The 23,424-nt window shown below is 40.1% G+C and carries 24 protein-coding genes and 1 pseudogene; 17 read left to right on the forward strand and 8 right to left on the reverse strand.

All coding sequences use genetic code 11. The features are described from left to right. Nucleotides 1-7 precede the first annotated feature (7 nt). Nucleotides 8-1,966: an excinuclease ABC subunit UvrC gene (gene uvrC / locus HYB91_RS01420; protein WP_253719584.1), complete on the reverse strand. Its 1,959-nt coding sequence runs from the start codon at nucleotides 1,964-1,966 to the stop codon at nucleotides 8-10. 3 nt (nucleotides 1,967-1,969) lie between these two features. Then, a complete protein-coding gene (gene selA, locus HYB91_RS01425; protein ID WP_253719585.1) occupies nucleotides 1,970-3,316 on the reverse strand; it encodes an L-seryl-tRNA(Sec) selenium transferase in 1,347 nt (448 codons plus the stop codon). 104 nt (nucleotides 3,317-3,420) lie between these two features. Here selA and arcC point away from each other — a divergent pair, with 104 nt between their 5' ends. The 3 genes from arcC to HYB91_RS01440 are packed head-to-tail and all read left to right on the forward strand — an operon-like array spanning nucleotide 3,421 to nucleotide 6,266. Beyond that, nucleotides 3,421-4,350, forward strand: a complete 930-nt coding sequence (arcC, locus tag HYB91_RS01430) for a carbamate kinase (RefSeq protein ID WP_253719586.1) — start codon at nucleotides 3,421-3,423, stop codon at nucleotides 4,348-4,350. After that, nucleotides 4,350-5,741: an MATE family efflux transporter gene (locus HYB91_RS01435; protein ID WP_002675932.1), complete on the forward strand. Its 1,392-nt coding sequence runs from the start codon at nucleotides 4,350-4,352 to the stop codon at nucleotides 5,739-5,741. Before arcC ends, HYB91_RS01435 begins: the two co-directional genes overlap by 1 nt. Nucleotides 5,742-5,774: 33 nt before the next feature. After that, entirely contained in the window at nucleotides 5,775-6,266 is a 492-nt protein-coding gene (locus HYB91_RS01440) for a GNAT family N-acetyltransferase (RefSeq protein WP_002675931.1), read from the forward strand. Nucleotides 6,267-6,314: 48 nt separating this feature from the next. Here HYB91_RS01440 and rpsU read toward each other — a convergent pair whose 3' ends face one another. After that, nucleotides 6,315-6,524 (reverse strand): 30S ribosomal protein S21, encoded by a 210-nt coding sequence (gene rpsU, locus HYB91_RS01445; RefSeq protein WP_002673965.1) that lies wholly within the window; start codon nucleotides 6,522-6,524, stop codon nucleotides 6,315-6,317. 84 nt (nucleotides 6,525-6,608) lie between these two features. Here rpsU and HYB91_RS01450 point away from each other — a divergent pair, with 84 nt between their 5' ends. The 6 genes from HYB91_RS01450 (at nucleotide 6,609) to HYB91_RS01475 (ending at nucleotide 12,127) form a co-directional block, all read left to right on the forward strand. Beyond that, nucleotides 6,609-7,682, forward strand: coding sequence for a DMT family transporter (locus HYB91_RS01450; protein ID WP_002675929.1), 1,074 nt, complete (start codon nucleotides 6,609-6,611; stop codon nucleotides 7,680-7,682). A gap of 67 nt (nucleotides 7,683-7,749) precedes the next feature. After that, complete coding sequence (gene metK, locus HYB91_RS01455) at nucleotides 7,750-8,919, forward strand: methionine adenosyltransferase (protein ID WP_002675928.1); 1,170 nt, start codon at nucleotides 7,750-7,752, stop codon at nucleotides 8,917-8,919. A gap of 49 nt (nucleotides 8,920-8,968) precedes the next feature. Continuing rightward, the gene (locus HYB91_RS01460; RefSeq protein WP_002675927.1) at nucleotides 8,969-10,282 is read left to right on the forward strand and encodes a hexokinase family protein; all 1,314 of its coding nucleotides are present in this window, start codon (nucleotides 8,969-8,971) and stop codon (nucleotides 10,280-10,282) included. 305 nt (nucleotides 10,283-10,587) lie between these two features. Beyond that, complete coding sequence (yedE, locus tag HYB91_RS01465) at nucleotides 10,588-11,637, forward strand: YedE family putative selenium transporter (protein ID WP_002667491.1); 1,050 nt, start codon at nucleotides 10,588-10,590, stop codon at nucleotides 11,635-11,637. Between the two features lie 20 nt (nucleotides 11,638-11,657). Beyond that, nucleotides 11,658-11,867, forward strand: a complete 210-nt coding sequence (locus HYB91_RS01470; RefSeq protein WP_002675926.1) for a sulfurtransferase TusA family protein — start codon at nucleotides 11,658-11,660, stop codon at nucleotides 11,865-11,867. After that, entirely contained in the window at nucleotides 11,867-12,127 is a 261-nt protein-coding gene (locus HYB91_RS01475; protein ID WP_002675925.1) for a putative Se/S carrier protein, read from the forward strand. Before HYB91_RS01470 ends, HYB91_RS01475 begins: the two co-directional genes overlap by 1 nt. A gap of 135 nt (nucleotides 12,128-12,262) precedes the next feature. Here the strand turns inward: HYB91_RS01475 and HYB91_RS01480 are convergent, their stop codons facing one another. Further along, nucleotides 12,263-12,886, reverse strand: a complete 624-nt coding sequence (locus tag HYB91_RS01480) for an FMN-binding protein (protein WP_002675924.1) — start codon at nucleotides 12,884-12,886, stop codon at nucleotides 12,263-12,265. A 279-nt stretch (nucleotides 12,887-13,165) separates the two neighbouring features. Between HYB91_RS01480 and selD the strand changes: the two genes are divergently transcribed. Further along, nucleotides 13,166-14,230, forward strand: coding sequence for a selenide, water dikinase SelD (selD, locus tag HYB91_RS01485; RefSeq protein WP_080612161.1), 1,065 nt, complete (start codon nucleotides 13,166-13,168; stop codon nucleotides 14,228-14,230). On the opposite strand, the gene HYB91_RS01490 is transcribed toward selD, so the two are convergent. Further along, a complete protein-coding gene (locus HYB91_RS01490; RefSeq protein ID WP_002675921.1) occupies nucleotides 14,227-15,393 on the reverse strand; it encodes an aminotransferase class V-fold PLP-dependent enzyme in 1,167 nt (388 codons plus the stop codon). The genes selD and HYB91_RS01490 overlap by 4 nt on opposite strands. Nucleotides 15,394-15,523: 130 nt before the next feature. Between HYB91_RS01490 and HYB91_RS01495 the strand changes: the two genes are divergently transcribed. From HYB91_RS01495 to HYB91_RS01525, 7 genes and pseudogenes are all read left to right on the forward strand, one after another. Continuing rightward, nucleotides 15,524-15,694, forward strand: a complete 171-nt coding sequence (locus tag HYB91_RS01495; protein WP_002675920.1) for a hypothetical protein — start codon at nucleotides 15,524-15,526, stop codon at nucleotides 15,692-15,694. Between the two features lie 360 nt (nucleotides 15,695-16,054). Next, entirely contained in the window at nucleotides 16,055-16,762 is a 708-nt protein-coding gene (locus HYB91_RS01500; protein WP_002675917.1) for a leucine-rich repeat protein, read from the forward strand. Between the two features lie 124 nt (nucleotides 16,763-16,886). Next, on the forward strand, nucleotides 16,887-17,324 hold the full coding sequence (locus HYB91_RS01505) for a hypothetical protein (RefSeq protein WP_002675916.1): 438 nt from the start codon (nucleotides 16,887-16,889) through the stop codon (nucleotides 17,322-17,324). Nucleotides 17,325-17,362: 38 nt separating this feature from the next. Continuing rightward, nucleotides 17,363-17,677: pseudogene (locus HYB91_RS01510) on the forward strand (hypothetical protein); the annotation flags it as partial. Nucleotides 17,678-17,827: 150 nt separating this feature from the next. Beyond that, nucleotides 17,828-18,853: a hypothetical protein gene (locus HYB91_RS01515; protein ID WP_002673991.1), complete on the forward strand. Its 1,026-nt coding sequence runs from the start codon at nucleotides 17,828-17,830 to the stop codon at nucleotides 18,851-18,853. A gap of 373 nt (nucleotides 18,854-19,226) precedes the next feature. Further along, the gene (locus HYB91_RS01520; RefSeq protein ID WP_253719587.1) at nucleotides 19,227-19,433 is read left to right on the forward strand and encodes a hypothetical protein; all 207 of its coding nucleotides are present in this window, start codon (nucleotides 19,227-19,229) and stop codon (nucleotides 19,431-19,433) included. A gap of 172 nt (nucleotides 19,434-19,605) precedes the next feature. Next, the gene (locus HYB91_RS01525; protein WP_002675914.1) at nucleotides 19,606-21,840 is read left to right on the forward strand and encodes a formylglycine-generating enzyme family protein; all 2,235 of its coding nucleotides are present in this window, start codon (nucleotides 19,606-19,608) and stop codon (nucleotides 21,838-21,840) included. A 169-nt stretch (nucleotides 21,841-22,009) separates the two neighbouring features. Here HYB91_RS01525 and HYB91_RS12990 read toward each other — a convergent pair whose 3' ends face one another. The 3 genes from HYB91_RS12990 to HYB91_RS01535 form a co-directional block, all read right to left on the reverse strand. After that, nucleotides 22,010-22,117: an S-adenosylmethionine:tRNA ribosyltransferase-isomerase gene (locus HYB91_RS12990; protein WP_155116596.1), complete on the reverse strand. Its 108-nt coding sequence runs from the start codon at nucleotides 22,115-22,117 to the stop codon at nucleotides 22,010-22,012. An 81-nt stretch (nucleotides 22,118-22,198) separates the two neighbouring features. After that, entirely contained in the window at nucleotides 22,199-22,834 is a 636-nt protein-coding gene (locus tag HYB91_RS01530; protein WP_002675913.1) for an HNH endonuclease, read from the reverse strand. Further along, nucleotides 22,827-23,423, reverse strand: a complete 597-nt coding sequence (locus HYB91_RS01535) for a hypothetical protein (RefSeq protein ID WP_002675912.1) — start codon at nucleotides 23,421-23,423, stop codon at nucleotides 22,827-22,829. The genes HYB91_RS01530 and HYB91_RS01535 overlap by 8 nt, the downstream gene beginning before the upstream one ends. Between the last annotated feature and the right edge of the window lies 1 nt (nucleotide 23,424).

The following is a 23,424-nucleotide window of genomic DNA, read 5'->3' on the forward strand; positions in this document are numbered from 1 at the left end:
TAATTCTTCAATTATTATTATTGGTCGTCTTCACCGCTTCCAAAACTTCTTCTGCTTGTTTTAAAGAAATCTTTGCGGTTTCGGAAAGAGCTTGGGCTGTTGCCGTTTTTAGATTTTCCGTGCTGCCGAAGGCTTTTAACAAAACATGGGCTCTTTTTTTGCCGATGTGAGGAAGGTTTTCAAATTCGGTTTTAAGTTTGTTTGCTCTGCGGAGCTTATTGTTCCTTGTGTTTGAAAAGCGGTGTGCCTCATCTCGGATTCTTTGGAGAAGGCGGAGGGCATCGCTTCTTCTCGGCAAGATGACAGGTTCAGAGTTATGCGGAAAATAAACCTCTTCATTTTTTTCGGCAAGGCCGATAACCGGAATGCCGAGATCGAGGGCGTTTACAATTTTGCTTGCAGCATTCACCTGCCCAATGCCTCCGTCTATAAGAATTAAGTCGGGGAGATCTGCACCCTCGTTGAGAAGGCGGGTATAGCGGCGGGCTATTACTTCCCTCATCGAAGCATAGTCATCGATTACGCCGTCTGTATTTTTTAACCTGAATATCCTGTAATTCTTTTTGTCGGGATTCCCTTCTTTAAAAGAAATCAGGGCAGCGACCGTAAATGTGCCGCCGAGGTGAGCAATGTCGAAGCCTTCGATACGCTGCGGAAGGCAGGGCAGGTTAAGCCTTTTTTGCAAGTCTTCAACAGCGGCAAAATCTCCCTGTTCTCTTAGGCGGCGCATAGCGTCTTCTTTTGCATTAAAACGAGCCATCTTCAATGCCGCCTTGTGGTGTTTAATTTCAGCCGGAGAAAGATTCAGCTTCTCTTCTTGGGCAGCCGAAGGTGCGGGCTCTTGAACGGTGTAGCCGATTGTTTTGGAAGCCGCTTCTTCGATTTCTGTAAGACTGTCTGTCGTTGATGTTTCTTCTGCTGCAAGACTTTCTTTTTCTAATGGAATAATGCTTATCCTTGTCTTTGCGTGAAGCTCCTCGTTAAGCCATTTTTCGATGAGGGCGTTTCCTTCGGCAGCTTGCGGAATAAATATTTTAGGCGGGACCTCGTTTGCCGAAGTGTAATAAGCCGATATAAATTCGGATAGAATTTCTCCTTCTTCTTTTAAGCTGTGCGAGCGGTAAAGGTCACGGCCGACAAGCCGTCCGTTTCTCATCTTTAAAACGGCGATGCTGACCATGGCTCCTTCAAAGGCCCATGCAATATAATCGCGGCTTTCGGGGTCCATGTCCTGAACTATGTTTTGTCCGCGGAGAGCATAGACTGCCTGTATTCCGTCGCGGAGGCGGGCAGCCTTTTCAAACTCTTTTTTTTCTGCCGCCTCTTTCATCTTTTCTTTTAAGGTGCCGGAAACATCTTCCATTTCGCCTTCTAAAAGTAGGGTAATTTCTTCTATATCCTTACCGTATTCTTCTGCACTTATCTTGCCGCAGCATGGAGCCTTACATCTTCCGATGTGGAAATAAAGGCAGGGAGTTTCCCGCTTTTTTAATCGCTTACATTGACGCAGGGTATAATTATGTTTTATAAGAGTTAAAAACATATCGACGGCCGAAACATTGGAAAATGGCCCGAAATATTTTGAGCCGTCATTTTTAATGTTCCGAGTGCGGTAAACTTTCGGAAATTCTTCATTGGTTAATTTTAAGACAGGATAGGTTTTTCCGTCTTTTAGATTTATATTGTATCTCGGCTTATGTTTTTTGATTAGAGTATTTTCCAAGAGGAGGGCTTCATATTCATTTTCGGTTTGAATGTACTCGATTGACTCGGCACGGGAAACCAGAATTCGGGTTTTAATATCCCTGTTCGATGTAAAATAAGAGCTGAGGCGGTTCTTTAAAGATTTAGCCTTCCCGACATAGATGACCGTTCCGGCCTTATCTTTCCAAAGATAAACCCCGCTAGTTTTCGGAGCCGAGAGAGCAACCTCATGCAGTTTTTCACGCGTAGTAATTTCCGCCATCTTTTACAAACACTTGTTTAAAGCCTCGATTACATATTCATCATATTTTTCTTCGATACTTGCAGGATGAATATAAAAAGAGTCTTCTTCTATAAAGCCTATTATCGGAATCAGCATTTCGCGTAAATTTGTTTTTAGTTTTTCGCAAGGCTTTTTTGTATTTAGTTTTACGGCCCAAGAGCTGAAGCCCGTGTCGGGGGTGCTGCCTCCTCCGAGGGAAAAGTTTTTTTGTGCCAATTCGCCGGCACCGCTTTTTAGACTTGCAATTATTTTTTCGGCACGCTTTTTTATTTTCTTTTGGTCTAAAAGGAGAGCTCTTTGAGCTGCCGATTCTCCTCCGTTTAAATAGAGGATGAGACATTCCTGCATAAGGCTTGCTACTGCCCTGCCTACCCGGTAGGTGCGCATGAGCTGATTTTTAGCTACGGTTTGTATGAGTTCTTTTTTGCCTACAATCCAGCCTGCCTGCGGCCCGCCCAAAATCTTATCTCCCGAAAAGCAAACCAAATCCGCTCCTTCTTTTATTATGGAAGAAACCGTGGGCTCTTCGGGAACGTTTAAGGATAGGTTTCCCGAGCCCTGATCCACTGCGAGGATTATGTTTTGCGGAAGGATAGCTTTGATTTCTGAAATTGAAGGCTGCTCCGTAAAGCCCCTTATCTTATAGTTTGAGGTATGAACCCAAAGCACCATTGCCGTGGTTTCGTTTATTGCTTTTTGAATGTCTTTAAGGCTTGTGATATTTGTTGTGCCGACCTCGATGAGCTTACAGCCTGCCATCTCCAAAATTTCGGGGATACGGAAGCCTCCGCCTATTTGAACCTGCTGGCCGCGGGAAACTATAACTTCCTTTCCGCCTGCGAGGGCTTTTAACATTAAAAAAACAGCCGCCGCATTATTGTTCAATATGAGGGCATCCTCGGCTCCGGTCAAGAGGCTCATACAGTCATTTAAAAACTCGAACCTCTTTCCGCGGTTTCCGTCCCGCAAATCCATTTCGATAGAAGAATAGCCCGAAGCGGTTTCCCTTGCCCTGTCCCAAATATTTTCAGGCAGGGGAGAGCGACCGAGGTTTGTATGGAGGATTATTCCCGTTGCATTTATTACGGTCGTAATTTTTGTGCGGATTATGGGCCTGCATAGTTTGTTTATCTCTTCGGCACAGGCCTTAAGTGAAGGAACATCCCCTCCGGCCCTTGCCTTTTTGCGTATGTCTTCCAAATACTCCGAGGCCTTTTTTACGACAAAGGGCCTTCCGATAAGAGCCGCCGTATTTTTTAATATATCTTCATTTAAAAGTTTTTCAACTTGCGGAATCCTTGCAAGCGGATTTGTATTTTCTTTTGCCATGGGTGAAGTATAGAATAGAAAGCCTCTCTTGTCAAGGAAGTTTTCGCTGTGCTTGAAACAATTAAAAAAATTCTATATAATCGGCGGATTAAGGAGAGAATTCTATGCCGAAAAAGATTGTTATTGCCTTAGGCGGCAATGCGTTGGGAAATAATTTGGAAGAACAAAGAAAGGCCGTTAAAATTACGGCAAAGGCCATTGCCGATTTAGCCGAAGAAGGTCATCAGGTAATCGTTTCTCACGGAAACGGGCCTCAGGTTGGTATGATTCATTTGGCAATGTCCGAATATCATAAAATCGATCCTAAAACTTCGGAACCCGAACTTGCCGTTTCCGTTGCTATGAGTCAAGGCTATATCGGAAACGATTTGGAAGCCGCTTTAAGGGAAGAACTTTTAAACCGCGGTATCAATAAGCCCGTTGCTACCTTGATAACTCAGGTGCTTGTAGATCCTTCGGATCCTGCCTTTTCAAAACCTACAAAACCCATAGGCAGTTTTATGACCAAGGAAGAAGCCGATGTTTTAACCGCTAGGGGTGAAAATGTTGTAGAAGATGCAGGCCGAGGTTACAGACGAGTTGTGGCTTCTCCAAAGCCGGTAGATATTGCAGAAATCGAAAGTATCAGGGCTCTTTGCGATGCGGGGCAAATAGTTATAACCTGCGGAGGCGGCGGTATTCCTGTCGTAAAAAAAGGAAACGCTCTTTGCGGCGTTCCGGCCGTTATCGATAAGGACTTTGCAAGTGCAAAGCTGGCTCAGCTTTTAAATGCAGACTGTCTTATCATCTTGACCGCTGTAGAAAAAGTCGCTATCAACTTTAACAAGCCCGACCAAAAATGGCTTTCAGAAATTTCGGTTGCAGAAGCAAAAAAATATATTGAAGAAGGACACTTTGCTCCCGGTTCTATGCTTCCGAAAGTGCAGGCTGCCATCCAGTTTGCCGAATCCAACAAAAAAGGCTATGCCCTTATTACCCTTTTGGAAAAAGCAAAGGATGCTATCGACGGTAAATCGGGAACAATAATCAAATAGTGGTTACAAATTTAAAACATAAATATTTCGGGTCTTTTTCTTTTTATAAAAATGCCGTAAAATTAGCTGTACCTGTAATGGTACAGCTTTTTATTCAATCTCTTGTTTCTCTTATAGACAACTTTATGGTTGCCGATCTAGGCGACCTAAAAATGAGCGGGGTAAATGTTGCCAATCAAATTATCTTTGTATACATAACCGGCCTCAATATTCTTTGCAGTGCTGGCGGAATGTTTATGTCGCAGTATAACGGCACAAAGGATGAAGAAGGAATGCAGCAGGCCTACCGCTTTAAGCAGATATCCGGCATCATATTCGCACTTGTTCTTCTTGTTGTCTGTCTTACAATCCCCGACCTTGTTTTAGGCCTCTTGGTGAATGGTAATACTGCAAAAAAAGAAATAGTAGAGCAGGCCGTAATTTACAGCAATGTTATTCTATTATCGTTTATTCCCACAGCCTTTTCGATAGGGATAGCTTCCTCTTTCCGTGAAACGGGAAATGTAAAGGTTCCCATGTATATATCCCTTGTTTCAACCCTTATAAATACTATCGGAAACTACATGCTCATATACGGAAATCTGGGAGCCCCAAGGCTTGAGGTAGCAGGAGCTGCCTATGCTACGGTAATTGCCCGCTGTGCCGAGCTTATAATTTTTGTTCTTTATGCAAAAAAAGTTAAGCCTCTTTTCTATGTAAAAATAAAAGAAATGCTTAAAATAAAGCTTCACCTTTTTTATGAGATTTTAAAAAAGTCTGCCCTCATCTTTGTTGCCGATATGTCTTGGGTTTTGAGCGAGATAGTGGCAACGGCTGTTTATAACAGCAGGGGAGGCACTGAAGTTGTAGCCGGTATGTCTGCGGGCTGGACAATTGCCAACCTATTCTTTTTGGTTTTTCCGGCAATAGGTACTTCTGTGGGCGTTATAATAGGCGGTACGCTCGGAAGGAATAAGCTTGAGGAGGCAAGGGAACAGGCCCGTTGGATTAAAAGAGGTGCTTTTGTACTCGGTCTCGGAACATCCCTTTTAGAGCTTTTTTCGATTATGCTGGTTCCGATTGTGTTCCGTAGTTTAAGTCCTGCTTCTCATGAGGTTACAAGGCTTCTTATAATCTTTATCGCTCTTTATATGCCTGTATGGACCTTTCAAAACACCCAATATGCGATAGCCCGATCCGGAGGGGATGCGGTCATGGGAGTCTGGGTAGATACTACGGTAAATATGTTCTTATTTATGCCCTGCATGCTTTTGTTATATTATTTTACGGATTGGTCTTCACCCATTATGTATGCAATTGCTAAACTTACCAGCATAATGAAAGCTGTCCTTGCCGAAGTCCAGCTAAAAAAAGAACGCTGGGTCAAAAACTTGACTAGGATTGAAAAATAAAATCTCTATTTATAGAAGGAGGATAGTAGTTATATGGAAATATTGATTAGGCCGACCGAAAAAAAGGACCTTCCATTGGTTAAAGCCTTATGGGCTGATGGTGATGTTATGAAATTTGTAGGATTTCCGGACGGTTTGGTTCAAACCGATGAAGAAATGGCCCGTTGGTATGATTGGGTGCTAAAGAACAGTCCTCTATCTATGCATTATTCGATTTTTGAGGGGGAAGTTTATTGCGGAGAAACTTGGTATTCCATCGATACGGTTCATGATAATCTTACAAGTCTTGATATTAAGCTGTTTGCCAAGGCTCGGGGGAGAGGGATTGCCTCTAAGGCCTTGAGTTTTGCTATAGAACAGGCAAGACTTAAAGGTGCGAAAAAGGTTTGGGTTAATCCTGTTCCTCAAAATGAAAAAGCAATAAAACTTTATAAAAGATTAGGTTTTTCCGCCTCTAAGGTACCTGAGCATATTTTAAAAAAAGAGGGAGAGGACGGTTATATTTATATGGAAAAAGAGCTTTGATAAAAAAAAGAGCTTGGGTTCAAGTTTGAAACCGCAAGCTCTTTTCCATTAATAGCTCTTTGAATCGCGTGAGCGTCTTGTTTTTTTCATAAGTTTTCGGCGGAGGGCCTTATTCTTTCTGTTTAAAACAGTGGAAGGCTTTTCGTAGAATTCCTTCTTTTTCCATTCGCGGATAATACCTTCTTTTTCGACTTGACGCTTAAATCTTTTTAGAGCTTTTTCAAGATGCTCTGAATCGTCAATTGTTACATATGCCATTTCTTTTTTCACCCCCTCCGGCTTTAGGATTAAAAGCCAATTATATAGAAAATATAAGAATATGTCAATAGGACGATTTTTTGTTTGTATAAATTCCGGCTTGTCTTTTTTTTCGTTTTTCTGTATAATGCGGACTTATCATATAATACACCTTTTCAAAAAGGAAAGCTCGTTCCCGGACTTTTTGAGGCATTTTGCATTTGCCGTTTTACTGACGATGCAAAGGAATTTATTTTGACTAATACCAAGATTAATGTTTTATCGCGTTTAGCCCTTTTGATTGTTGCAATAGTATGGGGTAGTTCTCTTGTTGTTGTAAGCGAAACTACGGATTTTTTTAAACCTAATTTTTTATTGGGCTTAAGATTTTCTATTGCCTGTTTTTTGCTTTGTCTTGTGTTTTATAAAAAATTAAAACTCATAGACAAAGATTATCTTATAAACGGAGGAATTGTAGGTTTTTTTCTGTTTATTGCTTATTCCAGTCAAACCTTCGGCGTTACGACTGCCGGCGGACTCCCCGGACGAAGCGCCTTTTTATCTGCTTCTTATTGCGTAATCGTACCCTTTTTGGGTTGGCTTGTAAACAGGATTCGTCCCGATAGGTACAACGCCTCTGCTGCCGTTTTGTGTATTTTGGGAATAGGTCTTGTATCTTTTAAAGACTTGGTTCTTTCATCCTCTGTAGGAATAACTTTGGGAGACTTTTATGCTCTTTTAAGCGGTCTTCTTTTTGCAAGCCACATTGTAAGTATTACACGATTAAGCAAAAGAAAGGATCCCATTCTTATGACTATTATCCAATTCGGAGTGGCTGCAATTCTTTCATGGCTTGTAACTCTTATTTTTGAAGATAATAGTGCAATAGTTTGGTCTTATTCGTCCATAGGTTCCGTGCTCTATCTTGCTGCAATTTGTACGGGCCTCGCCCTTCTTTTACAAAATATAGGACAAAAGCACACCGATGCTTCAAGTGCCGCCATTATCTTGGGTCTTGAATCTATTTTCGGAATTATCTTTTCGGTTATATTTAAGGGTGAAAGTCTTGATGTTTATTCGGTTTTCGGTTTTATCTTAATCTTTATAGCCATAATAATTTCGGAAACAAAGCTTTCATTTTTAAAAAAGACCGAAATTAAAGTCGAAATTGTTTCATAGCTTGAAAAAGCTTTAAACTTTATAGTATAATATTCTTCTAAAATATTGTTAAAATGATGAGGTTAATATGAAAAACGATATAAGTTATTTTACATCAGAGTCGGTAAGCGAGGGACATCCCGATAAGCTATGTGATCAAATTTCGGATGCAGTTTTAGATGCATGTTTAAAAGATGACCCTGAAAGCCATGTAGCCTGTGAAACCTTTGCTTCTACCGCCTTGGTTCTTGTCGGCGGAGAGATAACAACTAACACCTATGTAGATATTCAAGAGATTGCACGGACTATAGCTGAAGAAATCGGCTATACAAATACCGATTTCGGGTTGGACTGCCATTCTATGGCGGTTATGAATATGATTCACTCACAGTCCCCCGATATTTCGCAAGGGGTAGACGGTACGGGACTTGATGAATATAAGGGCCAGCAGGGGGCAGGAGATCAGGGTATGATGTTCGGTTTTGCCTGCAAGGAAACTCCTGAACTGATGCCTGCTCCCATTATGTTTTCTCATTCTGTATTGAGGTATGCTGCAAAACTCAGAAAAGAAAAGATTATCCCTTGGCTTCGCCCCGATTCAAAGACACAGATTACCGTAAAATATGAAGGTTTTAAACCTATTAAGATAGACACGGTTGTTCTTTCTCATCAGCATTATCCCGATGTTCAATATGACGAGTTAAAAGATACTCTAATCAATCGGGTTATTAAGCCTGTTTTGGGACCGACCGGACTTTTGGCCGATGATACCAAGTATTTTATCAATCCTACAGGCCGCTTTGTTATAGGAGGCCCTTTTGGAGACACAGGTCTTACCGGAAGAAAAATAATAGTAGACACCTACGGCGGAATGGGAAGACATGGAGGAGGAGCTTTTTCGGGTAAGGACCCGTCAAAGGTTGACCGCTCTGCTGCCTACATGGCCCGATACATTGCAAAAAACGTAGTAGCTGCAGATCTTGCACGCCGCTGCGAAGTTCAGTTAGCCTATGCAATCGGAGTTCCATTCCCTGTCGCCGTAAGAGTTGATACCTTCGGAACGGGTGAAGTTCCTGAAGAAAAAATAGAAAAGGCAATAAAAGAGGTTTTTGATATGTCTCCTGCAGGCATTATAAAGACTCTGGATTTAAAGCGCCCCATCTATAAAGAAACGGCAGCCTACGGACATTTCGGCCGCCCCGAATTCTCATGGGAAAAAACCGACAAGACGGAAGCTCTAAAGAAAGCGATTAAATAAGCTTGTCTGCTTTTTGCTTCTACACTTAAGTTTTAAGGGAATTATTTAAATGAAAGAGATCGACGATTTTTTTAAGAGAAATAATTTTGATTATAAAATTGATATCGAATATGCAGCTTCAATCCTTTTGGAAGATATGAAAAAAGGATTGGAAAGCGAAGCTGAGTCTGTTTCTTCTATGGATATGATTCCCTTATGGAAAAATCTTCCCACCGATATCCCTAAGGATAAAAAGGTAATAATCATCGATGCCGGAGGTACTAATTTTAGGGCAGGCATTGTCTATTTTGACAAAAAAGGAGTGCCTGAAATTCTTTCTTTTTTTAAGCATCCGATGCCTGCTCTTGACAGGGAAATGACTAATGAAGAGTTCTTTGACAGCATTGCCGAATACTTAGAACCTTTAAAAGATGAGTCTGATATGATTTCCTTTTGCTTTTCCTATGCCATAAAGATTTTTCCTGACGGCGGCGGGCAGGCTATTAAGCTTTCAAAAGAAATAAAACTGCCCTATATCGGCGATTGCAAAATAAATGAAGGGCTTTTTCAAGCCTTATCTCGTAAGGGTTGGAAAAAAATAAAAAAAATTATAATGGTGAACGATACCGCTGCAGTTCTCCAGTCAGGAATTTTTTCTGAAACCGATGATCAGAGCTTTGACTCTCACATAGGCTTTGTTCTAGGGACGGGGCTAAATTCTGCATATATCGAATACGGAAAAATTGGAAAACTCAAAAGTACCGAATTTTACGATAAACCTCAGATAATCGTATGCGAGTCGGGAAAAAGCAATAAGATTCCTCAAAGCAAATTCGATAAAGTCTTATCCGAAAATTCCAATTTAAAAAACGAGTATTTTTTAGAAAGAATGTGTTCAGGACGCTATCTTGGAGAGCTTTGTTCCATCGCTTTAAGGGCGGGTGCTGCCGAGGGAATTTTTTCGCCGCGGGTCAACAAGATGCTTTTAAATTCTTGTGATTTTTCAAGTGAAGAGATTTCTTTGTTTTTAAAGGAACAAAATCACGATAAAAATATTTTTTCCGGTATAATCGAAGCTCATTCGGTTTCGGAAGACTATGTTAAAATCTATTCCATCTGTAAATGTTTTTTTGAGAGAGCCGGAAGGCTTTCAGCTGCCGTAATTGCTGCCGCCTGTATAAAAACCGGTAAAGGTAAATCGCCGGATAAGCCTATCTGTATAAGTGCCGACGGCTCGATGTTTTTAAAAGGTTTTTTGATTAAAGAAAGAATCTTTAAGAGTTTACACACCTGTTTAACCGAAAAAAGAGGAATTTACTTTGTTCTTAAAACAAATGATGAGGCCGTAACCTTGGGTACGGCTCTTGCAGCCTTTTTAAATTAAATAATAAATCTTAATTTTTTTTAATATGTTGACATTTTATTTTCTTTTTGCTAAAATTATACCTGATAAATCGTTATGGTTTATATTTTAGTTATGGGAGATCGAAATGCGTAAATGAGTTTATATCTTCGAAGTAATTTTACTTCCGGCTTATAATACGGAAACAAAAACGAAGGACCTTTTGCGAATTTTGCTTTTTCCGCCTCCTTCTTTTTGATTCCTTCAAAATTGTCTTTATAGCCTTTTTGTAAATTTATTTTGAAAAACTCGTTATCTCCCAATCTTTTTTAAATGGAGGAGAGTTTATGAAAAAACATCTCATGGTTATTGTTACAGGTGCCGTGATCGGTATTGCGGCCCTCGTATTGGTTAGGTTCGGAAATCCGGGAAACATGGGTTTTTGTATTGCATGTTTTTTGCGGGACATTGCCGGCGCCTTAAAACTGCATAATGCAGGAGTTGTTCAGTATATGAGACCTGAGGTAATCGGTCTTATAATCGGGGCCTTTGTACTGGCCTTTGTAAAAAAAGAATTTAAGCCGAGAGGCGGTTCTGCTGCCTTTACACGATTTACTCTAGGTTTCTTTGTTATGATAGGAGCCTTGGTTTTCTTAGGTTGTCCTTTGAGAATGTTTTTACGCTTGGGAGCAGGTGATTTAAATGCTGTTTTCGGTTTAGTAGGCTTTATTGCCGGAATTGTAATCGGTATCTTCTTCTTAAATAAAAACTTTTCTCTTAGCAGGGCTCATAATCAGTCAAAGCAGGAAGGTGTAATTCCTATAATATTTGTGCTCGTCTTTTTTGTTCTTTTGGTTGCCTTCCCCTCAGCGCTTGCTTTTAGCGAAAAAGGTCCCGGTGCTATGAAGGCTCCGATTTTCTTGGCACTGGCTATAGGTCTTGTTGTAGGCGGTCTTGCTCAAAGAAGCCGAATGTGTACTGTGGGCGGAATTCGAGATGCAATCATGCTTAAAGATTTTCACCTATTGTGGGGAAGCCTTACTATTTTGGTAACTGTTGTAGTAGGTTCGTTAATTTTAGGTAAGTTCAATTTAGGTTTTGCCGGCCAGCCCGTAGCCCACACAGACGGCTTATGGAATGCCCTTGGAATGGTTTTAGTCGGCTGGGCAAGCGTTCTTTTGGGCGGCTGTCCTTTAAGACAGCTCATATTGACGGGTGAAGGAAACAGCGATTCAGCAATTACCGTTGTAGGGCTTATCGCCGGTGCTGCCTTTGCCCATAACTTCGGCCTGGCTTCTTCCGGTAAGGGACCGACAAGTGCCGGAATGATTGCTGTTGTTGTAGGTTTGATTCTTACAGCTTTTGTAAGTATCTATTATTCTTTGAAAAATAAATAAGTTTTTATTAGGAGAAGATTATGTCTGATATTATTGTAGATGCTAGAGGGCTTGCTTGCCCTGAGCCTGTGGTTTTAACCAAGAAAGCTATTGCTGTAAATTCTGCCTTCGTTGTGTTGGTAGATAACGAAACATCAAAAGAAAATATAAAACGCTTTTGCGATAATGCAAAGGCTAAAACAAAGATTGAACCTAGCGATGACGGCTGGAAAATTGCCGTAGCAAAATAATGAAAGAGTATTTAATTACCTTTCATACACATTATGATTCTCTTGTCTGCATGAGAGCCGTGAACAAAACGGATAATGCTAAGACAGGAGAGTTGACTGCAAAATTGGTTCCGGTGCCGCGCTCTGTAAGTTCAAGCTGCGGCACTGCATTAAAATTGATTTTTAAAGAAGGCCTTGCTTTTGATAAAGATTATTTTAGTCAATTTGATTACGATGCTTTTTATTATTTAAGTGAAGACGGTAAGTACGTTGAAGTGTAAATTAAATTTAAGGAAAGCCTATAAAAACTGATGTTTTTATAGGCTTCCGATAGTGCGATTAAAGGCGGCAGTGTTACGGAAGCCTTCCGATTTGGATGGATTCCATCAATACTGCCGCCGCTTTTTATTAGTTAATTATTTTGTTTTTAACGCATCCAGTTTTTGTTTTAATTCTGCAAGAGCCTTTTCTATTTCTTCATAGGTTTCTAAAGTTTCCAGATGAGCTTTCCCTTCTTTAACGATTTTTTCCAATTTTTTTTGTTCTCCCTTTTTATAATTGTCGGGATTTTTGTAGTTTACAAGCTCCTTAATTGAAGCATCAAGCACCAAAGCCTGTAAAACCGCATTTTTTACTGCAAGGGAAGCTGCTGTGGCTCCTCCTACGGCATCAACTCCCGGAGCGCCGGGGAAACCGACATCCATTTTTTTGACATCTTCCAGGGTAAGGTTTTTATACTTTTCAAAACCTTTTCCTGACAAATATTTTTTCCAGTAAGCTTTGTTGCTTGCTGCAGCTCCTATAACATCTGCTGCGATAGATGCCTCCGTGTTTTTCTCGTCATCACTTACTTTGATGATTTTACCTTGGTCATCAACGGTTACATCGATACATACTGAATATCCATATTCATAATTAGTACCGGCAGGGGTCGAGCCAGCTACCTTTGCAGTCCCGTAAAGCATCTCCGGTTCGCAAGCAAAAGCAAATACTAAAATAGCTGTTACAAAGAATCCTATAGCTTTTATCTTTTTACTCATTTTTATCATATTCCTCCGTAAACAAGATTTTGTTAGCAATAGTATACTCTTATATAATTAAATGTTCAATAGCTCTTTTTTTTATCTTGACCATAAGTTAAAATTATGAGATACTATGGCCATCTTTAAAAATCTTGTCGGATTTTTAAAGATGGCCGACGAGTTTAAAATTAAGTCCTTATATTTTGATGACTTAATTTTAAACATCGCAAATAAGGTTAAGGAGACCCTCTAAAAACCGATGTTTTTAGAGGCTTCTTAATTATTCAGGAGGCTGATATGAGCTGTTCACTTATTAATGAAGATTTCGATTTATTAAAAGCTGCAAAAAATCCGGGCTGAGGTGCAAAGCTGAGTGCGGGTGCACTCGATAAACTTTTAAAAAATTTTTCCGTAAGGAATGACGATAATTTACTCGTAGGTTTTAATACTTCAGATGATGCTGCCGTCTATAAGATAAACGATGAAACGGCTCTTATATCTACTATAGATTTTTTTCCGCCGGTTTCAGGTGATCCCTACATATTCGGGCAAGTTGCCGCCGCAAATTCTTTAAGCGATATTTATGCGATGGGCGGGGAGCCTAAGCTCGCCCTAAATCTTTTTTGTATCACCAAAGATATGCCTGAAGATATGATAAAAGAAATTTTACGCGGAGGTTTTGATAAGGTTTATGAGGCCGGTGCTATAGTCTGCGGAGGCCATACTATCTATGATGACTCGCCCAAGTACGGTTTGGCTGTAAACGGCTTCGTTCATCCTAAAAAGATTTTGGAAAATTCGACAGCAAAGGAAGGCGATGTTTTAATTTTGACTAAGCCGATCGGCACGGGCATTTTACTTACGGCTTCAAAGGCCGACATGTCGCCGCCGGAAGAACTTGACCGCTGTTATAAGATTATGGCTTTTTTAAATGCGAAGGCCCGCAACATCATGGTAAAATATAAAATAAATGCCTGTACCGACATTACAGGTTTCGGTCTTCTCGGTCATCTTTATGAGATGGGGAAGGGAAGCTGTATGAGCATTGAAGTCGATTATAAATCCGTTCCGATTTATAAATCCGTAATTGAAAGTGCCGAAATGGGTATGATGCCTGCCGGTGTTTACTCCAATAGAAATTTTGTGGGAGATAATATTGTATTTGAAAATGTTCCCCTTGCCTACCAAGACCTGATGTTCGATCCTCAAACTTCGGGAGGGCTTTTGATTTCGGTAGACAAGGAAGACGCTGCCGCTCTTTACGGAGAACTGTCTCAAGCTTTGGAAAATACGCCTTGCGGAAAACCTGCCATTATAGGTCTGGTTACCAAGCGTGAAGAAAAAATTCTTAGGGTGAGTTAGGCCTTTGTGCAAAGCTCTTTTACTGCCCTTATTGCAGTTTCAATTTCTTCTTCGATTGTGAAGGGGCCTGTCGAAAATCTTACCGTGCCGTGCGGAAAGGTGCCGATGGACTTATGAGCCGAAGGCGAACAATGGAGGCCGCAGCGGGTAAGGATGCCGTATTTTTCTTCGAGAGCGGCACCGGCTTCCGCATTGTCCATAAATTCGGAAAAGTCTATCGAAACAATTCCGACCCTGTTTTCGGCTGACTCTCCTCCCGCAATTTTTATCGGAAGACCTTTTATTCCGTCTAAAAATAGTTTAAGCAGTTTTTGTTCTTTTGTGTGAATGTTTTCAATCCCGAAAGAATCCAGCCATTTTAGGCTGTGGTGAAGGCCTGCAATTCCGATTATGTTTTGAGTTCCGGCCTCGAATTTATCTGGCATAAAGGAGGGCGTTTCTTCCGAATCGGATGCACTTCCTGTTCCGCCTGTGATGAGGGGCTCAACTTCTTTTGCAAAATCCTTATCGAATAAGATGCCGCCTGTTCCTTGGGGGCCGAGTAGCCCCTTATGCCCCGTAAAGCAAAAGGCTGCCGGTTTTAATTGTGCAAGGTCGACGGGAATGTGCCCTGCAGTTTGAGCTCCGTCTATTACCAAAGGAATATTGTGCTTTTTTAAGATTGAGGCAATTTCTTCTATAGGCTGAATAAAGCCCGTTACATTTGAAGCATGTGAAAAAACGGCAAGACGGGTTTCAGGCCTTATCATAGATTCGATTGAGGAAGTATCTACAAAGGCTCCTCCGTTTTTTAAGAGTGCAGGAACGCGGTCAATTTTTACGCCTAATTTTTCCATTTGAACCAGAGGACGCATTACGGCATTATGCTCAAAGGTGCTTGTTAAAACCCTGTCGCCCGATTTGAGAAAACCTTTGATAATATAGTTTAGACTTGCCGTAACTCCCGATGTAAAAATAACATGGGTTGCCGGCTGAAAATTAAAGAGCTTACACAAGAGTTCTCTTGTTTCGATGACGGCAAGACCTGCTTCTTCGGTTTCGGTATAGGTGCTGCGGTTAATATTTCCTGTTCCCATATTTAATGCCATCGCAAGAGCTTGGTCGAGGCCGGGTGTCTTAGGAAAGGCACCGGCCGCATTGTCTAAAAAGATACGCTTTTTCATAAGATTTATTATTCTCCGTTAAAATTTATTATACTTCGGATAGTTTTTTAAGTCAATGTTTTAAGTCAATTGAAAACTGAGATGAATAGTGGTATAATTAAAGACAATTAAGCCTTTTACGGAGTTACTTATGAATATTTTAGAAGAACATAAAATCGGTCTTACACAGTTGGCTGACCTTTTTGAACTGAATAAAAGGCAGTACAATACATCTGCTTATGATGAAGCAAATACCCGTACCGATTTTATTCGTACGGAGGGTTTAATACCCCGACGCCTACGTCGTAACGAAGGGTATTGAACCCGACTGCAACTACCTGAACATATTTTTCTTCGGTAGTGGAATTCTTTGTACCTTCCGAACTTGAAAAGGATAAACAATACGCCATCCGTATTTTCAAAAAATATAAAAAAAATTGTCAATAGGGTTGACAAAAAATGGGGGGGGTATAATGAAAAAAGGATAAAAATTAATAACTAAGTATGGAGGGTTATTATGTACAAAAAACCAATAGAAATCTTTATGATGCTATTTGGAATGTTGGTTGTATTGGCTTCATGTAATGAAGATGGCAATACAAATACAAGTAAGTAGGTTAAAAATGCAAAACCATGGACGGCAGATTACTTTCAGTATGAATTAACTGGAGATGGTACCGGTGTGGTTATAACAGGATTTAGACAAGAAGCATACGAAGAAAAGGCAAATAGCCAAGGCAAAATGCTCTATATGCCGAAATCCAATGTTTTATATTTTCCTGCAGAAATTGAAAATCTACCGGTCAAAGGAATTTGTTTCACTCAGAAGAGAATGTCAAGACTGGCTAATGAAAATGGTGATGGTGATGAGATTCCATGGGATTTAGTCATAATACCTGATACAGTAGAATTTGTTACAAGTACTTGCGGCATAGACGTAGTAAGAATTTATGCAAAAAAAATAGTACCGGGGAAAAAAGCTGTTTACGGATATGGTAATGAAAAAGGGCTCTCTTCTAAGAAGCCTTATCCAAATAATCCTGACTATGAATTTTTCTTTCTTGAAGAATTTGTAGTACCTGATACCGTGAAACAAAAACTCGGAGCATATCACAAATTTAATGGAACTACAGTTATTATTCCTGACAGAATTGAAGAGTTGAAAGACTTTAGCTCAGATACTTTAAAGAGTATAACCTTTCCAAAAAATTTAAAAAAGATAAACGGAAATTATGGTGAAGGTTTCTCCTACTGCCGTAATTTAACTGAAATTATAATTCCTGACGAAATTAAACAAATTGAATTTGATTGGTGTAGTTTCAAAGGTACTCATTTAACCTTAAAAACACAAGCTAAATTAAAAGAATTGGGATATACAGGAAGTTTTTAATTACAAGAGCAATCTTGTGAAATTATCAGTTTTGCGGATTGCTCTTATAATAAATTCTGTTTTTAACTTGAAAAATCAGTCTAAATATAGTATCACACAATCCGGAAAGAGGAGGAGGATAATTATGGATGTATATTTGATTATTGGTGAATATGCCACCGGTAAATCGTCATTAATGCGCTGCTTAACTGGAAGTAAGCAGATGGAAGTAAAGGAGCTTAAGATGCTTAAGCAAAATGTCATTAATGCCTATGTGTTTGTACGATCTGCACAGGAAAAAGGTATGCAGCCGCAAGATGTTATTAATGAGGTTATACAGAATCCTCAAAAGCCGAATGCGGTAGTAGCAACTTTGCGCAGGAAGGCTGTAAATAAGTGTCCTGATGCAATTAGCTATATTACCGCATTTCAAAATGCCGGTTGGAATGTGCAAGAGACCGTGCTGTTAGATTTTCAGGCAAATAGTCCGGCATATATAAATCCTTATATGTTATCTAATGTAAATCAACAGCCAATAAACGTTCCTGCGCAACAAATACGTACGCATTTTGCATTTGTGTAGTAAAGGACTATGTTCAAATTCATTATACTCAGATATAAGTCTTGAAAGAGGATGAATTTGAGCTTGATACTCTTGGAGATAGAAAAACGGCACTCTTTGTTATTATCTCGGATACCGATGAAGCTCATTGCAACGATCTGTTCCAGAGAAATTTCAACAAGTATCATACTTCAGGCACAATCTCAGCTAAAGGCGTAAGACCTTTTCTATCAGACAAATTCTATATTACAAAACATAAGAATTATAAGCTCCTTGAAGACTATGATAAGAGGAATGTATTTGATATTGAGGAATATATTAAACGAAAAGGTAAAGCTAAGATGAATGGCAATACAGTGATTACAAGATTGTAATATTTTCTGTTATAGCTATACAGGAGAGGGTCTATTTGGTATAATAAAGTTTGATAAATCAGGATTTGTAGGAGAAACGCAAGATATGCAACTGTGATATAATGTTCGGTGTGCAAAAGTGTGAATTTTATTAAAAAAAGGAGAGTATTCATGGGATTTACAATAGTACTTTTGAGTTTTGGATTTCTTGCATTACTGCTTTTTTTATTGACAATCTATATCTATTTGAGAATTGTGATAGCTATAGGAACAGACACAGATTTGCCAAGATGGATTTATTTGATTGGATCAAGCCTTAAAGGAAGATTCAGTAGCAGGCAATTTGATTATGTTACTGATTCGACAGCATTGAAAGAGGCTACCTTATTCATTTTGAATTTTGTTTTGGCAAATATTGTTGTTTTCGGCGCAATATATTACAGAACACATCACTTTTCAAAAGCGCTTTATATGTGTTTGAAGGCTGAGTTTTCTATTGTTATTGTAGTACTAATACTAAGTCATGTTATAAAACTGATTATTGTATTGTCTCATCGCTCGAATAAACCGATGTATTTTTATGCTTCATCAAATGCTATAGTTGCGAGTATGTTTTTTGCATGTTTTGCCTTCATGTTATTCTTCTCTTTGACCGGTTTTCCGTCAGATCCAATCGAAGTTCAAGTAGATAAAACGAATGTCATTGTTGGGGAAACAAAGGCATCTGAGCTTTTGTCCGAAGGGTTCACATTTTATGAAAAAACTGCTGATAGCGAGATTGTCAATGAACGAAATGATCATTTTTATTACGGCAAGCTTTTAGAAATTTTTCGTGATGGTAAGTCTTATGGTTTTGTGAGTGTTACGCCTACAGGGAAGGATTCAGATAGCTTAAAGAATTGCGTTATCACATACTATGAGATTGACGCTGATAGTAAGCAATTATCCGAGGTTACCTTTAATCATACTGACTTATCTCAACTTACAATCCAAGATTTTAAAACAAGGGATATAAAGGATATTTTTTCGTTAAATCCCGTAGATTCTGAAGAAATAAAAAATGATACTCTCTTCATTCTTAAGATGCAAACTACGGATTATGTGCTATGGAAAAGATATAGAATCGAGGCTAATTTTAATGAGGATGGAACTGCATATCGTTACGGTGCAAGAGCACAACATGTACAATGGGAGTAAATTTTTATAACACAAAAGGGGAGTAAACTTTTCAAGTATACTCCCCTAATTTATCTTTTGTTATTTCAAATTGTCATTTGCTTGTTTTTGAACGATAGCCTCTATAAGAGGATGTTCATTTATGATGTATAGCAGAAATATGATTTCGCACTTGAAATGTATTTCATTCTATTCTTTCCATCATCACATTGTAGTAGATGTACAATGAAACCGCCAAGCCCGCAAGGAACGCCAAGGATAAATAAAAGAATATGTCATCAAAACATCATTACCCCCTCTGCGCTCTTAGCGCCCCCTGCGGTTAAATAAAAAAAATTAAAAAAATTCCCAAAAAGGTTGAAATCTTTGTAAAAACGTACTACACTATACTGTAATGATAGACAAACGATTCGATAGAAATTACAATCATTCTCACGAAAAAAATGCGAAAAGAGAAGTAAAGCACTTGACACGCAATAAAGAATCGGGCAAAATTCACAGCTTCACAGCTTCACAGCTTCACAGCTTCACAGCTTCACAGCTTCACAGCTTCACAGCTTCACAGCTTCACAGCTTCACAGCTTCACAGCTTCACAGCTGAGGGCTTACTATGCCCAAATAAAATTACACTCAAACACAGACAAATTTACTCACATAAAAAACCGCAAGGAACGCAAAGGATTATAAAAGAATGTCTTACAAAGCCTCTCTTAAACCTCTTTGCGCCCTTGGCGTGCCCCGCGGTTAAATTAAAAAATATAAGGAGTTATTCTATGAAACACAAAAAAAGAGGAGCGGCGCTCGTTACAGCCGCACTTATCGCACTTACGCTCGGTGCAGCACTGGTCTTTACCGCCTGCCCGAACAGCGCAGGCGGAAGCGGTTCGGGAAGCGGAGGCGGTTCCGGCGGAGGAGGAACACCCACGCCGTCTGCCGATAAAATCTACACGGTCGATGGCGTACGCTTTAAAATGAAAAGCATAAACGTCGTAAACAGCAAAAACATAGGGCACCCCGATGTGAGCGGTAATACACCGCACGCGGTAAGCCTTTCCGCCTACTTTATAGGAGAAACCGAAGTAACGCAGGAGCTGTGGGAAAAGGTGATGGGCACTAATCCGAGTCATTTTCAGGGAGCAGGAATGCTGCCTGAAAGCGGCGAAACGCAGAAGAAGCGCCCTGTAGAACAGGTAAACTGGTATCATGCAATAGCATTTTGCAATAAGTTAAGCATTGCCTGTAATCTTGAGCCGTGCTATACGGTAACGGCCGGCGGAAATCAGATAGATTTTTCGACGCTTGAATACAGCGCTATCCCTACAACGAATAATACGGACTGGAATAATGCCGCATGGGACACAGGCAAAAACGGCTTCCGCTTGCCGACGGAGGCTGAATGGGAATGGGCTGCAATGGGCGGAACTGAAGACAAATGGGCAGGAACGGATACCGAAAGCGAGCTGATAAACTATGCGTGGTATGGTGTGCACAGCGGAAGTAAAACGCATGAAGTAAAGAAAAAGCAGCCGAACGGCTATGGGCTCTACGATATGAGCGGGAATGTATTTGAATGGTGCTGGGACCGGTTCGGCCCATTGCCGAATCCGTTGCCGGCAGACTATAGCGGACATGCTTCAGGTTCCGGCCAAGTCGTACGCGGCGGAGGCTGGTACAGCAGCTCGAGCTTAGTCGCTCGTGCATTTCGGAACAACAGTGCCTCTATTGCCAGCGGCAATCATACTGGCTTGCGGCTCGTCTTGTCGAACAAGGCCGGCGGAACGCCCACACTCACGGTCCGCTTCGGCGTAAACGGCACCGGCGGCACGATTAAAGCGGAAGTTGACGGCAGCGAAATCACCTCTCCTGCACAAGTGGAAAAAAATAAAACGATTGTTTTTACCGCAAGGCCCGAGAATGCAGGCTATGTAGTTGAAAAATGGACAAACGGCGTCAGGCCAATCCCAGGAGAGACGGCTACAGTTTACACCCATACCGTAACGGCGGATGCAAACATCGCCGTGCACTTTAAAACGGTTACCGCCCCCGCAGACGTATACGTCTGCGTAACAAGCAACTACAAAGCCTACGTGTACAAAAACGGCAGCCCCACAGCGCTGAGCGCAGAGAATCCTGCCAATTATCTGGATTGCTATACCGTGAAAGCGTTGGGTACACAGGTGTACATTGCAGGCTTTGAAGGGGACGGCGCTACTAAGCCGCGTGTATGGAAAGCGGACGGCAGCCGGCACTGGAGTGGTACGAACGGGAGGTCTTTTGCGTATGACATGGTCTTGCATAACGGAAAAACCCTTGTTGCAGGCAAAACGTACGACGGCACCGATAGCGGGGCGAGCATTACCGATATCAGCGACCCCGCACATCCTGCCGTAACCTATTTGTATAAAATAACTCCCCCGGTAACCGCTGCGGAAGCCCAAGCCTTGTGCTCAGAGAGCGGCAAGGTGTACGCTGCAGGCTATAAAGAGAACGGTTCCACTAAAAAAGCTTTTTTGTGGACGCTTTCTGACGGCGGTACGGTAAGCGAGGTCGAATTGGGCATTATGCAGGTAAGCGCTCACGACACCGGTCTCTCGATTGCCGGTGTATGCACTCAAGGCGGCTCGGTGTATGTTGCAGGCAAAAAACTGTGGAAGGTAGACGGCACAACCGTAACCGAAATAAATGTTCCGGACGCCACCATCATCACGGCTGTTTGTGCGCACGGCACCGCCGTCTATGCTGCAGGAAAAAAAATGAACGCTTATCCCGCCGTATGGAAAATCGAAGGGGCAAGCGCTTCGCTGTATACAACATTTTCGGTAAACAGCAGCAATATATATGCGCTGTGCGCGTTCGGCAGCACGCTTTTTGCCGCAGGTCAAACATATGACGGCAGCATCTTTAAGTCCGCGTGGTGGAGCATTGCGGACGATCTTACCGTTACCGAACACAAGCTCGGCACCGACAGCGGCATAGCGCACGGCATTTGCGTTACGCCGCGGCAATAATGGGTAATTGCCGGCTTAATTACATATAGAAATTCCCCATTAAAATGACTGGTCGCCCCCAAGTTGGATAAAACTCCGGCTTCGGGGGCGTTTTTTTTGATAACCTTGTGCCTAAATTTACCGAAGAATTGTCCATATAATCAAGCGAGGTCTGCTTTGCGGTACCACCCTACAAAATCAGCATTGCATCTCCATACGAAAAGAATTTATATTTTTCTTCGACGGCATGGCTTTTATTGTCATTATATTTATAAGCTCTTGGAACAACGGGCAGCAATTATTGATAAGCAGATAGATAAGGCGGTATATTATATAATGCATAATAATAATAATAATAATAATTTTATGTAAAGCTATGTCAATGTATTCTTTTTTCTATAAAAATATTTCGTTTTATTTTTAGACAATTAATTGCTTCCACTAATTTTTGCTTATCGTTTTTATCTGTTATCCTCTTAGACAATCCATGCATACAAAGTAATAGATAATCCAACCTCCGTATATCAAAATTGAAATGTAATTTTTTATAAAATGCTTGTATAATATCGTCGGTCTCATACTCTTTTTGTATTTGTATACTATAGTTATCATCTCTAATAAATACCTTAGCAATACTTTCATTATCGGGATTTAATAATGCTACATATTTTTTATTAATTTTAAAATCATGTTTATTTCTATTACAGCTAAAACAAGAATATACTAAGTTATCTATCTGTCCAGCATCATCTTCAGAAGCAAAGTATTTTTTAGATATATAGTGATCGATTTCAAACATCGGCATAATTGCAAGAGAAACACCGCAATAAGCACATTTTCTATTATAAATATTGGCAAAATTTTCTCTGTGATTTCCTTTCTTTTTCGAAATTATAGGATAAAAATTCTTACACTTGGGATATTGAGATTCTATTTTCTTTTGTAAATCTTTCTTTTTCGATGTAATACTGTCTAATTTAGGACAATACTGACTATTTCTATAGTCATTACTCATAATATTTCGCCTCTAATTCTTTAAATGCAGTAATTAATTTTGTTATATCTTCAGACTTTAATAAATCATATTCATAACTCCCTTCTAATGTCATTATAATGTTTTCAAGAAAATGTTTGTCGATATTTTTATTATTTTCGATTTTATGTACTAGGTTTTTATACTCTAGCACTGATTTTATTGCATTTTTTATAACTGGTAACCACTTTTCATTAAAAAAATGCGTGCGATCTGACGTTTTATCCGAACGATATTTAGGTAAAACTTGGTACTCCTTCGGAGGTTCATTTTGAGTTACAACTATAACTTCTTTATACGGAAGCACTTTTTTCAAAATTAATTTAAATTCCTCACCGGTAAGTTTTGCCTCTTTAACTGTTGCATTCTCAAAAAGTTTAGAATCAATAATAATTAAATCGGCCTTTTTTACTTCATCATAATAAATCAAAGATTCGTATGTTTCTTCAGAAGTAAACTCATGTTCGCTATAAATTTTCTCAATATTGCCAATATCTAAGGATTCTCGTAAATATTGTGAAGTATAAGAATCAATATCGTTATCAATATACAAAATGGTGATAGTATCCATC

The sequence above is a fragment of the Treponema sp. B152 genome (assembly GCF_024181665.1).
GTDB lineage: Bacteria > Spirochaetota > Spirochaetia > Treponematales > Treponemataceae > Treponema_B > Treponema_B denticola.

Bases quoted from the DNA above. Each gene is read 5' to 3' on its own strand.
- uvrC (WP_253719584.1), bottom strand. From the start codon at position 1,966: ATGGCGGAAATTACTACGCGTGAAAAACTGCATGAGGTTGCTCTCTCG.
- selA (WP_253719585.1), bottom strand. From the start codon at position 3,316: ATGGCAAAAGAAAATACAAATCCGCTTGCAAGGATTCCGCAAGTTGAA.
- arcC (WP_253719586.1), top strand. From the start codon at position 3,421: ATGCCGAAAAAGATTGTTATTGCCTTAGGCGGCAATGCGTTGGGAAAT.
- HYB91_RS01440 (WP_002675931.1), top strand. From the start codon at position 5,775: ATGGAAATATTGATTAGGCCGACCGAAAAAAAGGACCTTCCATTGGTT.
- rpsU (WP_002673965.1), bottom strand. From the start codon at position 6,524: ATGGCATATGTAACAATTGACGATTCAGAGCATCTTGAAAAAGCTCTA.
- metK (WP_002675928.1), top strand. From the start codon at position 7,750: ATGAAAAACGATATAAGTTATTTTACATCAGAGTCGGTAAGCGAGGGA.
- HYB91_RS01460 (WP_002675927.1), top strand. From the start codon at position 8,969: ATGAAAGAGATCGACGATTTTTTTAAGAGAAATAATTTTGATTATAAA.
- yedE (WP_002667491.1), top strand. From the start codon at position 10,588: ATGAAAAAACATCTCATGGTTATTGTTACAGGTGCCGTGATCGGTATT.
- HYB91_RS01470 (WP_002675926.1), top strand. From the start codon at position 11,658: ATGTCTGATATTATTGTAGATGCTAGAGGGCTTGCTTGCCCTGAGCCT.
- HYB91_RS01475 (WP_002675925.1), top strand. From the start codon at position 11,867: ATGAAAGAGTATTTAATTACCTTTCATACACATTATGATTCTCTTGTC.
- HYB91_RS01480 (WP_002675924.1), bottom strand. From the start codon at position 12,886: ATGAGTAAAAAGATAAAAGCTATAGGATTCTTTGTAACAGCTATTTTA.
- HYB91_RS01490 (WP_002675921.1), bottom strand. From the start codon at position 15,393: ATGAAAAAGCGTATCTTTTTAGACAATGCGGCCGGTGCCTTTCCTAAG.
- HYB91_RS01495 (WP_002675920.1), top strand. From the start codon at position 15,524: ATGAATATTTTAGAAGAACATAAAATCGGTCTTACACAGTTGGCTGAC.
- HYB91_RS01505 (WP_002675916.1), top strand. From the start codon at position 16,887: ATGGATGTATATTTGATTATTGGTGAATATGCCACCGGTAAATCGTCA.
- HYB91_RS01515 (WP_002673991.1), top strand. From the start codon at position 17,828: ATGGGATTTACAATAGTACTTTTGAGTTTTGGATTTCTTGCATTACTG.
- HYB91_RS01520 (WP_253719587.1), top strand. From the start codon at position 19,227: ATGATAGACAAACGATTCGATAGAAATTACAATCATTCTCACGAAAAA.
- HYB91_RS01525 (WP_002675914.1), top strand. From the start codon at position 19,606: ATGAAACACAAAAAAAGAGGAGCGGCGCTCGTTACAGCCGCACTTATC.
- HYB91_RS01530 (WP_002675913.1), bottom strand. From the start codon at position 22,834: ATGAGTAATGACTATAGAAATAGTCAGTATTGTCCTAAATTAGACAGT.
- HYB91_RS01535 (WP_002675912.1), bottom strand. From the start codon at position 23,423: ATGGATACTATCACCATTTTGTATATTGATAACGATATTGATTCTTAT.